Annotated in this window: 12 protein-coding genes; 7 read left to right on the forward strand and 5 right to left on the reverse strand. The window is 41.8% G+C overall.

From position 1 onward, the window contains the following. Positions 1-597: hypothetical protein (locus KKF75_03035; GenBank protein ID MBU4381168.1), on the reverse strand; the 597-nt coding region annotated here is incomplete at its 3' end. A 212-nt stretch (positions 598-809) separates the two neighbouring features. On the opposite strand from KKF75_03035, the gene KKF75_03040 reads away from it, so the two are divergent. After that, a complete protein-coding gene (locus tag KKF75_03040) occupies positions 810-2,312 on the forward strand; it encodes a hypothetical protein (GenBank protein ID MBU4381169.1) in 1,503 nt (500 codons plus the stop codon). A gap of 85 nt (positions 2,313-2,397) precedes the next feature. Next, positions 2,398-2,994, forward strand: a complete 597-nt coding sequence (locus KKF75_03045; protein MBU4381170.1) for a hypothetical protein — start codon at positions 2,398-2,400, stop codon at positions 2,992-2,994. A gap of 10 nt (positions 2,995-3,004) precedes the next feature. Here KKF75_03045 and KKF75_03050 read toward each other — a convergent pair whose 3' ends face one another. Continuing rightward, the gene (locus KKF75_03050) at positions 3,005-4,384 is read right to left on the reverse strand and encodes a hypothetical protein (protein MBU4381171.1); all 1,380 of its coding nucleotides are present in this window, start codon (positions 4,382-4,384) and stop codon (positions 3,005-3,007) included. A 67-nt stretch (positions 4,385-4,451) separates the two neighbouring features. Between KKF75_03050 and KKF75_03055 the strand changes: the two genes are divergently transcribed. Genes KKF75_03055 through KKF75_03070 form a run of 4 tightly spaced genes read left to right on the forward strand, consistent with a single transcriptional unit; the run spans position 4,452 to position 8,846 of the window. Then, a complete protein-coding gene (locus tag KKF75_03055) occupies positions 4,452-6,872 on the forward strand; it encodes a hypothetical protein (GenBank protein MBU4381172.1) in 2,421 nt (806 codons plus the stop codon). Positions 6,873-6,925: 53 nt separating this feature from the next. Beyond that, a complete protein-coding gene (locus tag KKF75_03060) occupies positions 6,926-7,237 on the forward strand; it encodes a hypothetical protein (protein MBU4381173.1) in 312 nt (103 codons plus the stop codon). Further along, entirely contained in the window at positions 7,206-7,838 is a 633-nt protein-coding gene (locus KKF75_03065) for a nucleotidyl transferase AbiEii/AbiGii toxin family protein (protein ID MBU4381174.1), read from the forward strand. The genes KKF75_03060 and KKF75_03065 overlap by 32 nt, the downstream gene beginning before the upstream one ends. 18 nt (positions 7,839-7,856) lie before the next feature. Continuing rightward, positions 7,857-8,846, forward strand: a complete 990-nt coding sequence (locus tag KKF75_03070; GenBank protein ID MBU4381175.1) for a glycosyltransferase — start codon at positions 7,857-7,859, stop codon at positions 8,844-8,846. Positions 8,847-8,851: 5 nt separating this feature from the next. Here KKF75_03070 and KKF75_03075 read toward each other — a convergent pair whose 3' ends face one another. Then, positions 8,852-9,700, reverse strand: a complete 849-nt coding sequence (locus KKF75_03075) for a glycosyltransferase (GenBank protein ID MBU4381176.1) — start codon at positions 9,698-9,700, stop codon at positions 8,852-8,854. A 34-nt stretch (positions 9,701-9,734) separates the two neighbouring features. Here KKF75_03075 and KKF75_03080 point away from each other — a divergent pair, with 34 nt between their 5' ends. Continuing rightward, entirely contained in the window at positions 9,735-10,214 is a 480-nt protein-coding gene (locus KKF75_03080) for a hypothetical protein (protein MBU4381177.1), read from the forward strand. On the opposite strand, the gene KKF75_03085 is transcribed toward KKF75_03080, so the two are convergent. Both KKF75_03085 and KKF75_03090 read right to left on the reverse strand, forming a co-directional pair. Continuing rightward, positions 10,114-11,625 (reverse strand): undecaprenyl/decaprenyl-phosphate alpha-N-acetylglucosaminyl 1-phosphate transferase, encoded by a 1,512-nt coding sequence (locus KKF75_03085; GenBank protein MBU4381178.1) that lies wholly within the window; start codon positions 11,623-11,625, stop codon positions 10,114-10,116. The two genes, KKF75_03080 and KKF75_03085, sit on opposite strands and share 101 nt — an antisense overlap. Further along, on the reverse strand, positions 11,622-12,568 hold a 947-nt coding region (locus KKF75_03090), incomplete at its 5' end, for a hypothetical protein (GenBank protein ID MBU4381179.1). The genes KKF75_03090 and KKF75_03085, both read right to left, overlap by 4 nt.

The raw sequence follows: 12,568 nt of genomic DNA on the forward strand, positions 1-12,568 counted from the left end.
GACGCTAAAAATGATTACAGCTAAACCAGTAAGTGCCGCGGTGATGGTGCTTTTAGCGCCCATAACAGCATCGGGCGAGCCAGAAGAAGTAATGTAGCCAAACGCTCCAGCCAACAATAACAAAAACGCAATCCCCCCCGCGATTCCCAAAACAAGGCTTAGAATATCAGCAATAAAATATTCGGGTTCGGTTGCCAAAAGACCAAGTGCCGTCCAAACTGCCTTTGGTTGTGTTGAGTTTAGGGTTGGGGGGACTGTTTGTGGATTGGGTGGTGTAAACGGTAAACAACAACAAAGAGTATAAAATTGGGGGGATTTTGAGATGCTTTGTATTCCAGCGGGCGGTGTTGGACTTACTGGTGCAGGAACGGGACACGAGGATGGTGGGGGAGTGACCATGGCAGGTGGACTGCATCTCGTTGGATCGCAGACAGTTCCCACATGTACCCAGGTATCGTATATGGGGGGGCATTTGTTACCTGGAACATAAGCGGGAATTGCAATTTGACATTGGTAGGTAATAGCAAACGACTCGTTTGTAAATTTAATGGAAAGTATTGTAAAAGTAAAAATTAATAGGAACAATTTTACACGCATGATTTAATACTATAATTTTAAGTTTTAAGATACAATAGATTTCCACGCACAAGCCCAAAATACTATTAGGTCTTAATACATCTTTTATCTTGCAATAAAGCCAAAAGAATGGTACAATATAGGTATGTCAACGCGGTTGACACGATGTTTAAAACTTGTAACTCAAAACCCAGGAGGGTGTTATGTATGTCTTTGGGTATGTCCCGCCGAGTTTGAATTCGCTTGCCAGATTGGCGATTGCGGTATTGCTAACGGAGGAGGCCGTTACTACCGCTGTTCAGTATGGGGTTTTTGAAGGACCTGAGCTTACAGGTAAACCATCCAAAACGAAGGGGATGGGATGGGCTCAATGGCTCGACCTTCGCAAGAAGGTCTCAGAAGGAAATGAGGCACAGGTTCTGCAGTTAACAGAAGGCTACACCGATAAGGATTGGGTTGCGCTTGCCCAGTTCCAAACTTGTGCGATTAAGCGCGTGGTGTCGGTCGTAGGTCCGATGCGAGCTCACACCTTTAGGGCGACAGATGCCCAAAAGGCCGGGGCAACGCCACCATTTGCGTCTAACCCAGATCTGAACAAGGGGGCGCAAGCTGCTTTGGGGGCGTTGGAGTATGTGTCCACCGCTCTTGCCAGGCTCGAGGAGCTTTGGTCTGGCGCCAAACCCGGATCTGGTGGAAGGCTTTCCTACAACGAGGCCACTAAGGGCATGCAACCAGATTTATCGGTTGTGGATGTCGTGCGGTGGTCTTTGGGTACGGAGAGGAAGTCGGCGGTGGTAGAAGATGGGGTTTGGGAGTATATCGCTTTGAAGTATTCCGGAGCGGACATAAGCTTTGTCCTTGAGGAGATTTCTTGGTGGTATAAGCAGGTGGGGTTACCCCTACCTGTACCAGAAGACTCGTGGAGTCTTCTGAAGAGCTTCTGTCCACATACGGTGGCGGAGGCCATGTACAATCAGCAGAAAAGCCCCGAAGGGGCGGAGATCGTGAGGCTCAACCCTTACTCTCTTAAGGCAGGGGATCGTGGGGCAAAGATTGTTTGGGGGGCTAAGCAGCCCGTAGTTCCAAACATAGTTCCGTTGCCACACTCCAGTCGTGGGGGGGATTTGTCCAAGTCCCCTTATCAGCTGTGGGACGCTCGGGAGCGTCAGCTACGGCTGATCGAAGCACAGTTGGAAGCCCCCAGCTCGCTGACAGCTCGAGGTATTGAGCAGCAGTTCAGTGAGGCGATCTTGACGGCGAAGGAGTACCGACTCCTGCTGGATGAAGCCGAAGAGCGTGGCTCCAAGTCTCTGGCAGTTGCGGCTGCGATGGGGGATGTTGGTGGTGTCGGGGCTACGTTACGAGAAAAGTCTGTGACACAGTCGGCAGCGGAATCTGCCAAAATCGTGGCTCTGCAACAGAAGGACATCCAGATGGTCAAGGGTGTTGGGTCAACTGTTGGTGGAACGATGAATCGTGCAGGACCGGTTGGTTCTGTGCTCATTTCGCTTGGGATACTGCTGATATTCGCAGGAATACCACTGATCCTGAGTTATAAGCGAGATGTGCTGGACGCAGTGGCTCATGGGATGTACCCACAGCCGGAAAGTGTTGTTCCTGACGCACTTTCAGGGATGGCACTAATGACCGTAATCGCGATAGTGTTTATCTGGAAGGGGTTGCCAGTATTAAGGGGCTTCGTAACAAGCTTCTGGCGATCTTTGACGGGTAAGTAGGTTTGGACGGGTGGAATGTTGTTTTCAGAGCGCAAGCTTTGTTAACCGCAAACCACCCGTTAAGTTTTTTTGTTACAATTTACCTATGGTTACTTTCGATTTATTTATAAGAGCGGTTACATTTTTAGGTTTTCTATTTGTAGAAGTTTACAAACTACGAAATAATTTGGTTTTAAAAAATTCCGAATACAAAGTTGCCACAACCCCATTTAATCAAACAAAGTTTTTAGGTTTCTACAAAAAAATGGATCGGGCTTTTTTTCTAATCTTGTTGGTTCAGGTATTAACCCCCTATCCACAAGTTGGAAGTTTTTTTGTCGCCGGATTTATTAGTACAGCAGTCCGCGCGATTTTGGCAATTTTATTTTGCATTGCAACTATATTGTATTTTGTTTCCAGAGAGCAACTGGGGGTTTATTGGACACCTGCTGGGTGTGTAAAACAAGATCATAAACTAATAAATTTTGGAATTTTTAAGTACGAGAAACACCCCATCTACGCGATGTACTTTTTAATGATGCTGTTTTCGCAATTGGCATTTTTTAGTTTTGGGGTGCTGTTTCCAATTTTTACCTATTTGCGGTACAGGGCGCTGGCAATTTTAGAAGAATCTATTCTTAAAAAAGAACTAGGAGGGTATACAAAATACGCCAGGGAAACTAAAAGTATTTTTTTAATTTAGCAAATAGTTATCAAGGTATTGCTCGCTGAATCATGGCGGCGGTAGATTGGAGTTGGCTAGCTTTTTGAGAGGCTCCCGCAACAGCCCCAGGTGTTAGAATCCCAAAGGCGTTTCTAACTGCGGCAGGGATCGATGTAACTGCAAGAAGTATTCCAAAGGCGGCAATTCGTTCCACATATTGGGTATTTCCCGAAATGTTTGTTCCCCCCGCACCCCCTCTCCAATTTGTGTTGCTAAGTAGAGGCGGCGCATCTATTTGTAAACCATAAGAGCTCGCTGATGGTCCAAAGTCCCTTCCCACAGCAAATCTAAAGGAGATGTCTAACATAAGCGCCATGATGGGGATAGATATGGCACTAGCTAAAAGCTCTTTCAGCCAAGCAAACTTACCAGCCTTATCTTGACTTGGTAGCGCCCCCATTAAAATAAACAGGGGACCAAAGGCTGTTCTTAAGAATATCTGAACCCATTCCGAAAATAAGGCTAAAAAGACATTAAAAAGAGCTATCAGAACCATAAAACCAATTAGAGGTCCTATGATGTAGGTAGATATATCTCCCACTACATCTATGTGTAGAGCTGACATCCCAGGTAATTCTTGGGGCAGTCCGTGTCCCGCTGGTTTAGAACCAAGCGATCTACCCAACCAAGGATTTACTATTCCAGGAAGGCTTAAATTTGCCAGTTGTGTCATAATAGTAGTCGCAAGAAATGACAGGTTTGACAAACGATCAGGACTGTAAACATTCATTATTAAAGAGAGAAGAGTATTAGTAAGATCTAAGATAAATCCTCCAATAGCATAGCTAAATGTTATAACTACTAAAGCCACAGCAATACCAGGCAACACCATTTGAACACTAATTACCGTTTTGGGATCAATTTTTGCCCTAAACATAATGGCAAACCCCGCTCCCAACAGGACTATTATTAAAACAATATAAGCGACATTTCTAGATATCTGCCACAGTGAAAGAATGTTACTGGCATCTAAAAACTGTTTACCTGTTTGAGCATAGGAAACCTTGGAAAAAGGTACAAACGCGGAGGCTAGATATCGCATAGTGTCGAGGGAGGGGGGGTTAGTAAGGCTATTTGCTATCACCCCATTTAACCCACCAAGAATCCCCATGCTTTTAAAGTCTTCAGGTTTAAGGACGGTTAAATCTTCTACTGTGTAGCAACCACCACAAAGAGCTACCATGGCATTTTTGCCCGCACCGATAATAAGGTCGTTTTCCCAGGTTTCTATATCGCGCGTTCCGCTTTGGGTTCTATTAATTAAATCTATAGTTCCATAGCCATCTTCGGCTCTAGCTACGGCAACCCCACCAAAAAGTATGGCTAGAAAAATAGCAAGCGGAGCAATTACAGGAATTATTTTTTTCATACTAATTCATCCTAACATACATCTTTTTTGGGGACAACTATTCAAAATTTTCTGGTATCATTATCCTATGGCGTTTTCCGATATAGCAAAACCTTTCCAAAACCAACAAGGATTTTTTAACTCTTTATTTTCCCCGCAAAAAGGTAAAAAAGCCACCCCCGAGCCAAAAAAGAAGAAAAAGGGAGCAGGCAAAGAAGAATACCTAGCGGGGGGATTAGCTTCTGGTATGGGCGAGGCGGTTGGTAAAGGTGTGGTTGGATCGGGTGCGGGGGTTTTTAAATTTATAGTCAAAAGAATAGCAGTTCCTATTATGAAAGCGGTGGGGTTAGGGGGCACGGCTCGTGCCATTGATAAAGCCATAAATCCTGGGAGAACTTTTATGGAGTTCTTAAAATACAGGAATTGGTATGAGGTTGGTTTAGCATCGGATGCAAAAAAAGTTTGGAGAAGTGGTGGCAAGATAATAAATGGGATTGAGACGGGATGGAAATTACTTGGAAATACCCCTGGACAAGTTGGCAAGTTTATCAAAAATCGTACCATAAAAAGACCGTGGCGAAGTTTTAGAATCACGGTTTTAAAGGGTGGGCTAACCACAGCAGAAATTGCCAAAAATATAAAACTTTGGTGGCAAGGTACCAACCTTTATCGAATAGTAAGATTTCTCACCAATAAAAAAGTAGCTGGTACACCCGTATCTTGGATTCCAAGAGGTTGGTGGAGAAAGGTTTTGGATGTTGTTAATGCGATTAAGGCCAGTGGCATTGGTAGGTGGATTTCTGGAGTTAAAACTGCCATTACGAGTTCCAGAGTATTTAGAGGTTTGGCTAGAGCTGCAAGCGTTGCTGGACGGGGCTGGAATAAAATAATTTATGGTATTAGGTGGTTAGGTACCCGCGCGGGTCGTGCGCTTAGCTTTGGCGTAAAGTGGTTCAATAGAGGTTTTTTTGTTTATAATGTGGGTCAAATGGTTTTCCAGATAGCATCTGGTAGACCTTTGCTTGCAGTTCTAAATCCGCTTTCTGGTGTTTCCTTGCAAAGCCCTTTGGCGTTTTTGACTAACCCTTCTTTTTGGGTAATGGCGGAGGCGGTTGGATCCAGAGCAGTTAGAACTATGCTTGTAAGAGGAGGTACTTGGGTTGTAAGGACAGCTTTGCCTCGAGTGGGGGCTTGGGTGGTAACTTCAGTAATTCCTTGGGTTACAGCTACAGCGGTTCCCGCGGTCGCGGCTTTTGCGAGTTCTGCTGTAAGTGCTGTAAGCACGGCTGTGGCAGGAATGGCAAGTGCTGTTGGAGCGATGTTTGCAAGCGCCGCCTTTGCAACATTCATCTCTGTTTTGAGTACGATTATGGTAGCTGCGGCGATAATAGGGGGAGCGATATTTATGGTCACGGTGGCGCAAAACCGAGCCAATCCCCCCGCTTCCACCAAAATCTCTGTTAGTAAAACTATGGTTGTGGCCGGAGACAGTATCAAGGCGACAGTCGTTTTAACAAATATTTCTACGGAAAAAATAACAATAGAATCAATTCGTGACACTTTAGATTATATTCCAAACACCCCGGACTGTTTAGGTGGCAAGGTTTCTGTAAATAAATCGGCTGGTTTTGGGTGGTTTAATTACAATTATGACGAGGCATCGTTAATTAATCCCGATGGCTGTACCCCAAAAATTTGTAATGATTGCAACGATTTAGGAAATTTTCCTGGTAGCAATGGTGGTTTGTTATGTAAAGTCAACAGAGAGCTTTTACCGGGGGCAACAAAGACTTTGGAATTTGAACTTGTTAACTTTAGGGGATCGGTAGCAAATGACTCTACTGCGAAAGGTACTTACATGGACAATCTTATTGTATCTTTAGCAACAGGTAGTATAGGAAGTATAGAAAACGCTTATACTACAGTAAAATTGGATATTGGGGGAGCGAATCTTTGTATGGCGAAATTCGAAGCCCCCTGCGGTTGGCCGGTGGATTACCCAGTTACGGATATAGCCATAACGCAAGGTTGTAATGTGGGAAATCACACAAATGCTGTTGACATTGGGACTATTTCACCGACAACTTTAAATGGGAGAGAAATAGTAGCACCTATTTCTGGCACTCTCAAAAGGTTTGTAATGACAACGCTAACCAATGGTAGTAGTGAGCAACAATATGGTGTTTACGCCACCTTGGAAAATAGTCAGTATAGTGTTCTCTTTGGTCATTTACAGTCAACAGCTGCTGATGTTCAGGCGTGGCGCTCTTGTGTTTCGGTGTCTGGTGAGGTGTGTCCTTATCCCGGTATGCCTGTTGGAACCCCAATACAAGTTATAAGGGGTCAAAAAACAGGTTTTTTTGCAGATAGCACTGGATGGTCAAGCGGACCTCATATACACTATGAAATAAAGGTTATAGGTGCAGGAAAAATCTGTCCCAGCAACTACGACGGGGGATCGTTGCTGGATTATTCCTCCAACATTTGCACTGGTGTCCCACCACTTTAAAACATGCAATTGACAGCTACATATTTTCTTAACTTTAATGGTAAAATAGCTTTATGAAAGCTACCCAATCTATACCCCAAAATCTCCAAGGAATTCTTTGGTCTGTGGGCGTTGATAAGCTGTCTTTGCAAGAAGATAGAGTCTATATCATTAATCAAATTCTATCCTTTGGAGATTTAGACAACATAAAGTGGCTTTATTCTGTGTACTCAAAAGACGAGATTTTGCGGGTGTTCCTAAACCATCCCATCAAGCAGTATTCCGCCCCGCGATTTAACTTTATTAAAAATTACCTACTTAGCATTTCCAATTTAAAAGTTAATTCCAATCGCTATGTCGTCAATACACCTAGAGATATTAGATAAAGATCGTTTAGAAGTTTTTAAACAATTTGCGGGGTTAAAATCCCAAGGATATTTAGCCGGCGGAACCGCCCTCGCTTTACAGATAAATCATCGTAAATCCTACGATTTTGATTTTTTTGCGAGTAAACCCATAAGTCGAATTTTTCAAAAAAAAGTAATCGATATATTTGGAGGCGCGCGAGTTGTGCGTCAAAGCGGAGATCAGCTCACCGTAACCACAGCAACCGGCGTAAAACTCGATTTTTTGCATTATTGGTATAAGCGTATAGAACCTTTTATCTCAACCCCAAATATGAATCTGGCAAGTGTTTGGGATATCGCCTGCGATAAAGCGATGGCCGTGGGGCAACGAGCGGTTTGGCGAGATTATGTAGATATTTACTTTTTGCTAAAGGGTGGTTACTGTGATATTTCAAAAATAAACGCCTTGGCGAAGCAGAAATTTGGTGGAGCGTTTAACGATGCTCTATTTTTACAACAGCTAACTTATTTTGATGACTTGGAAATGGAAAAAATTGAGTTTATTGGTAAACCTATTCCTAACGATACAATCAAAGAATTTCTGCGACAAAAGGTAAAGGGAGTACCCCTTATTGTTTGATGATACAATTTTAGTATCATGAGAATTTTACACGCTCCGGATGATACAGCAGGACAAGCAAGTTTTTTGGCTAAGCAACAGCGACTGTTAGGATATGACTCCACTTCTCTTAGATATATTGACTATCCAACCGATAAATCTTTACATTTGGATCTAAGGAAAAGTAATGACTTTGTTAAATCCGCGAGGATATTAAGCGCTTTTTTTAATAATTTAAATTACGATGTTTATCATTTACATTCCAATACCCTTATTCCCATTGTGAATGCCGATATCCCAATTCTGAAAGTTCTTAATAAAAAGGTTCTGATAAATCTTCACGGAACGGAAGCCCGTTTAAAATACATGGCCGTGAGGAACAATCCCTACATTAAAGATATTATGGAAGATATCGATTGCAAAGTTAACAGGTATCTTTGGTGGTGTTCTAGGTTTTTTGATACTGCATGCGTTGGGGACTATGAGTTATACGAATACGCGAAAAAATATTTCCCAAAAGTAGAAATAATACCAAGGTTGGTAGATTACAATAATATTCAGCCAAACTACCCAATCTCAAAGTCCTCAAAGCTCAATATAGTTCACGCACCCACAAACAGAAAAATTAAGGGGACAGGATATATTTTAAAGGCTATGGAGAATCTTGGGAGTAAAGCTAATCTTACGCTTATTGAAAACCTAAACAATAGAGATGCCTTAAAAGAGATTGAACAGGCAGACATTTATATTGACCAACTTATACTAGGAACTTTTGGTGTTTCTAGTTTAGAAGCTATGGCGTTTGGTAAGCCTGTAATCGCCTATATTAGGGAAGACCTTGTTCCAAAGTACCCTAATCTTCCAATAATAAATGCCAATCCAGATAATCTGGAAAAAGTTCTAAAAAACATTCTGTCCGAAAGAGACAATTTGGCAGAAATTGGAAGAATGGGTAGGGAATATGTTATGCGGTATCACAACATCGAAAGTATTGTTCAGAAATACTTTCAGGTATATGAGCGATTATGAAAATCTTAGCCAAAATAGCGTAAACCAAAAAATCGAAGCAGTTTTAAACTCGCACTTCGAGCTGGTTTTGGGAGAAGTGTCCAAGCTAAAATTTTTGCGTAAACAAAAATTCCCGCAAACGACCAATAACCATTCTTAAAAAGAAGCCTTTTAACTTGCAACGAACAAAGAGCAACTTTCTTATTTGTTTTATTAGAACGGCAAAGGTTGTCGTTATGATAGCGATAACTAAAAAGAAACTTTGGAACATTTCCCAGACGATATTTTTTAGAGATAATTGCTCTTGCCCAAAAATCATAATCTACCGAACCGGATAGAGATTCATTAAATTCTAGGTCTAATGCCATTTCCCTTGTCAAAAGAGCAAAGGCGGAAAGAGGTGTTCTTACTGTTGCCGTTTTTATTATCTTCCGATTTGTTAGAGGAAAAAGATATTCGCCAAAAACTTTGCCATTGGAGTCTATTTTACGCAATAAGCAACCGCAGGCAGAGAGCCTATTTTTTCTTAAATACTCAAGTTGTAGAGCAATCCAGTTAGGTTCAGGAATATCATCCGATCCAGAGATGGCAATATATTCTCCTGTGGAGTTGTCAATTCCCGTGTTTAGAGCTTTGGACACACCACCGTTTGTTTTATGGTGTAGGACTCGTACTCTTGTTTTTTCTTTCTTTTCATACAAGGAAAGTACATCTAAAGTATCTTTATTTGAGGATCCGTCGTCAACAATTATAGTTTCAATATTTTGATAAGTTTGATTTAGACAACTTTCTAAAGCCTCGATGAGAAATCTCTTGTCCGTATTAAATACCGGCATAACCAAACTAACCAAGGGTTCTTCTTTTTTGTTTTTCATAGCTTTGTGGTATATTGTACACTACATTTAAATTATGCTTTTAACACCTCACACATTTATTGGCTTAGTTGTGGCGCGCTTTACCGGGAATCCTCTGCTTGTTGCCCCGGTGGCTTTTTTATCTCATTTTATTTTTGACAAATTTCCCCACTGGGACTTTTTTTCTAACACCACAAACGATAGCGGTCAAAGAACTAGCGGTTGGCGGTTATTTGCTCTTGTTGCCGATTTTGGTTTGGCCTTGTCATTGGGGTGGTTTTTTATCTTGCGAGCGCTCTGGGCAGATCAAAATAGCAGTATGGCTTTAGCCTATCTTGTGGGAGCGATATTTGCCAATTTGCCCGACGCCTTGGAAGCGCCTTACATTTTTCATATGAAAATTTATCAAAAGTCCAAGATGTTGCAACGCTTGACTAATTTTCAAAAGACTCATCAGACCCAGGCTCCTTGGCTAATCGGCGTTTTTTTGCAACTTGTAATAATTGGGTTTTGCCTCTTTCTACTATTAGGTTAAGCAAAACAACAACACAAACAATCCCAACTCCCAAGCGAATAACATCTATATCTGCATCGGACTCGTTCCCAACAACGGCAAATAATCCTAAAATAGCTGTTGCCAACCAATAAAACATGGCTACCTTTGGCTTTGACCACCCTAAATCTATCAGTCTGTGATGCAGATGACCGCGATCGCCACCAAAGGGCGATTTTTTTTGGAGGATTCTTCTTACTCCCGTTACAATCGCGTCAAAAAGGGGAATCGCTAGAACTAAAGCCACAATATAAACTTTAGACAAAGACAAAATGGATAGCGCCCCAATTACTAGTCCCACAGCAGTTGCGCCAAACCCCCAAAGAATTTTTTGGGGATACCAAGTAACTGCCGTCATGCCAAAAGCGCATCCGCTGGTTATGATTGCCAAACGGGCAACATTCATTTGAGTGGGATCGTTATCTCCTATAGCAGTTTTTAGAGAGGCTAGTGCAATCACCAGCGCGGTAATTCCAGAGAATCCCGCAAACTGCCCGTCTATTCCATTAGACCAAGAAACGGCATTGGACAAAAACACAATCCAAATTAAAGCAAAAATATCGGCAAAAAGAATAAGCTTATGCTCACCCAAAAATTGAATGGGAATTACCACTTTATCCAGCATAATTGTTGCTCCAAAAGGATTACCGATATAGCTAATGCCAATTCCCGCCGCCACAACCACCCCCGCCGCAACAAACTGTAAAGCTAGCCTAGCTTTTGGATTAATATACTTCTTTTTGTCATCGGCAAGACCTAGAATGGTTAAAATAGCTACTCCTAAAATAATTCCCAGATTGGCTTTTGTAATGCCACAAAAAACTAGAACGCTCATGATAAAAACCAGTGTAAAAGCTAAGGCGCCAGCTCGTGGCGTTGCTTTAGTAAGAATTGCCGACGGGTGGGCATATTTGCTTGGATCTTCCATAAACCCATATTTTTTGGCAAGAGACACCACCTTTTTAGAAACAAGATAAGTTGCCACAAAGGAAATCAGCCAGGGAATTATTAGCCTTAAGGACTCCAGATTTAAATAAAAAATTTTGGTCGAAGATTTAAAAACAATGTTAGTTAAAAACAGAGAATGGATAAAGATAACAACTAAAGAAAAGATAGATATCGCGTGGGCCAAATCTCCTTTGCGTCTGTGGGAAAAATACTGGTAAAGAAGAAAATTGACAAAAAGAAACATCGCTCCACCTCCAAGGATATAAAGCAGGTCTTTAGGGTATCCCAATTGCGCCGTTCCCCAAGGTCTATTAAAAAATATCCCAATTACAGGTGGCAAGTAGTTAAAGTTTATTGCCGCAAACCCAGCGCTTAGCGCCAAGAGAATAAAAGAAACAACAAACGGAATATTAAGATTTTTTACCCAATTACCTTTTGACATCATGATGGTTGTTTTTTAGTTCTAACTTTTTCTGTAAAATACAAATCCTTCATTTTTTTACCTAACATATATTTTGTTTCGGCATGAATGTAAGGGATAAAAGAGTAGGTAAGCAGATTAATAATTACAAGAGGGCTTTCAAAAAAACTCCAAGCTTTTTTCCACCAGGGCCAATTCGCGGGCTTTTTGGTAACCAGAAGCTCTTTAATAATAGTATTGGGGATTAAAAGAACAATGGCAAAAGTCAAAACCGTGCTGGTGATTTTTGGAATAGAGTAAGCCAATGGGTTTTGTTTAGCTATGGGGTTTACAGCATACAAAATAAATATTCCAAACGAGACTAAAAATGTGATGGTAATCCACAGAGTATAGGTTTCGACCATGTAGTAAGTTTGAAACAATTTTCGTAGCACGGGTATCCGACGATTTTTTAAAAAGCCTTTTATGGCAAGAGGGAATACTACAACCCCCCAACCCCAGCGAACCAGCTGTTTATATTGGCTTTTGTGTGAAGCCAGCCAGTTAGACCCTTGTACCGCATCGCTATAAATCGGGACAAAAAGACCCTTTCCAGAAAAGTTTCCATCTTTGGCAAGATAGGCTCGCCAAAAAAATGTTGTGTCGTCCACTCCCAGAGTTACATCCCAAAAATCAGCCTCAATCAGAGTATTAAGCGATATGGAATAGGCAGAAAAAGTTTGCATCCGCTGTGGCTCCACAATCCAGGCAGAAAGTATTGCCATAGTGACGCTATTGGATTGGATTCTCATCATTGGAGGCACATCCCAGATATTATTATCATAAAGAAATACTGCGGTTTGGTAAAACCTGTCTTGGTTCTTGGGGTCGGTTAGAAAGGCATAGGTTAAACGGGACAGGAATTTTGGATGAATCTTGGCGTCAGCGTCGTAAGTAGTAAAGATGTAATTGGTAATATTTTCTCCTC

It is taken from the genome of Patescibacteria group bacterium, from assembly GCA_018896215.1.
GTDB lineage: Bacteria > Patescibacteriota > WWE3 > 0-14-0-20-40-13 > 0-14-0-20-40-13 > JAHINB01.

What these genes read in the sequence shown, in the direction of transcription:
- KKF75_03045 (MBU4381170.1), top strand. Translation starts at nt 2,398, where the DNA reads ATGGTTACTTTCGATTTATTTATAAGAGCGGTTACATTTTTAGGTTTT.
- KKF75_03050 (MBU4381171.1), bottom strand. Translation starts at nt 4,384, where the DNA reads ATGAAAAAAATAATTCCTGTAATTGCTCCGCTTGCTATTTTTCTAGCC.
- KKF75_03055 (MBU4381172.1), top strand. Translation starts at nt 4,452, where the DNA reads ATGGCGTTTTCCGATATAGCAAAACCTTTCCAAAACCAACAAGGATTT.
- KKF75_03060 (MBU4381173.1), top strand. Translation starts at nt 6,926, where the DNA reads ATGAAAGCTACCCAATCTATACCCCAAAATCTCCAAGGAATTCTTTGG.
- KKF75_03065 (MBU4381174.1), top strand. Translation starts at nt 7,206, where the DNA reads ATGTCGTCAATACACCTAGAGATATTAGATAAAGATCGTTTAGAAGTT.
- KKF75_03070 (MBU4381175.1), top strand. Translation starts at nt 7,857, where the DNA reads ATGAGAATTTTACACGCTCCGGATGATACAGCAGGACAAGCAAGTTTT.
- KKF75_03075 (MBU4381176.1), bottom strand. Translation starts at nt 9,700, where the DNA reads ATGAAAAACAAAAAAGAAGAACCCTTGGTTAGTTTGGTTATGCCGGTA.
- KKF75_03080 (MBU4381177.1), top strand. Translation starts at nt 9,735, where the DNA reads ATGCTTTTAACACCTCACACATTTATTGGCTTAGTTGTGGCGCGCTTT.
- KKF75_03085 (MBU4381178.1), bottom strand. Translation starts at nt 11,625, where the DNA reads ATGATGTCAAAAGGTAATTGGGTAAAAAATCTTAATATTCCGTTTGTT.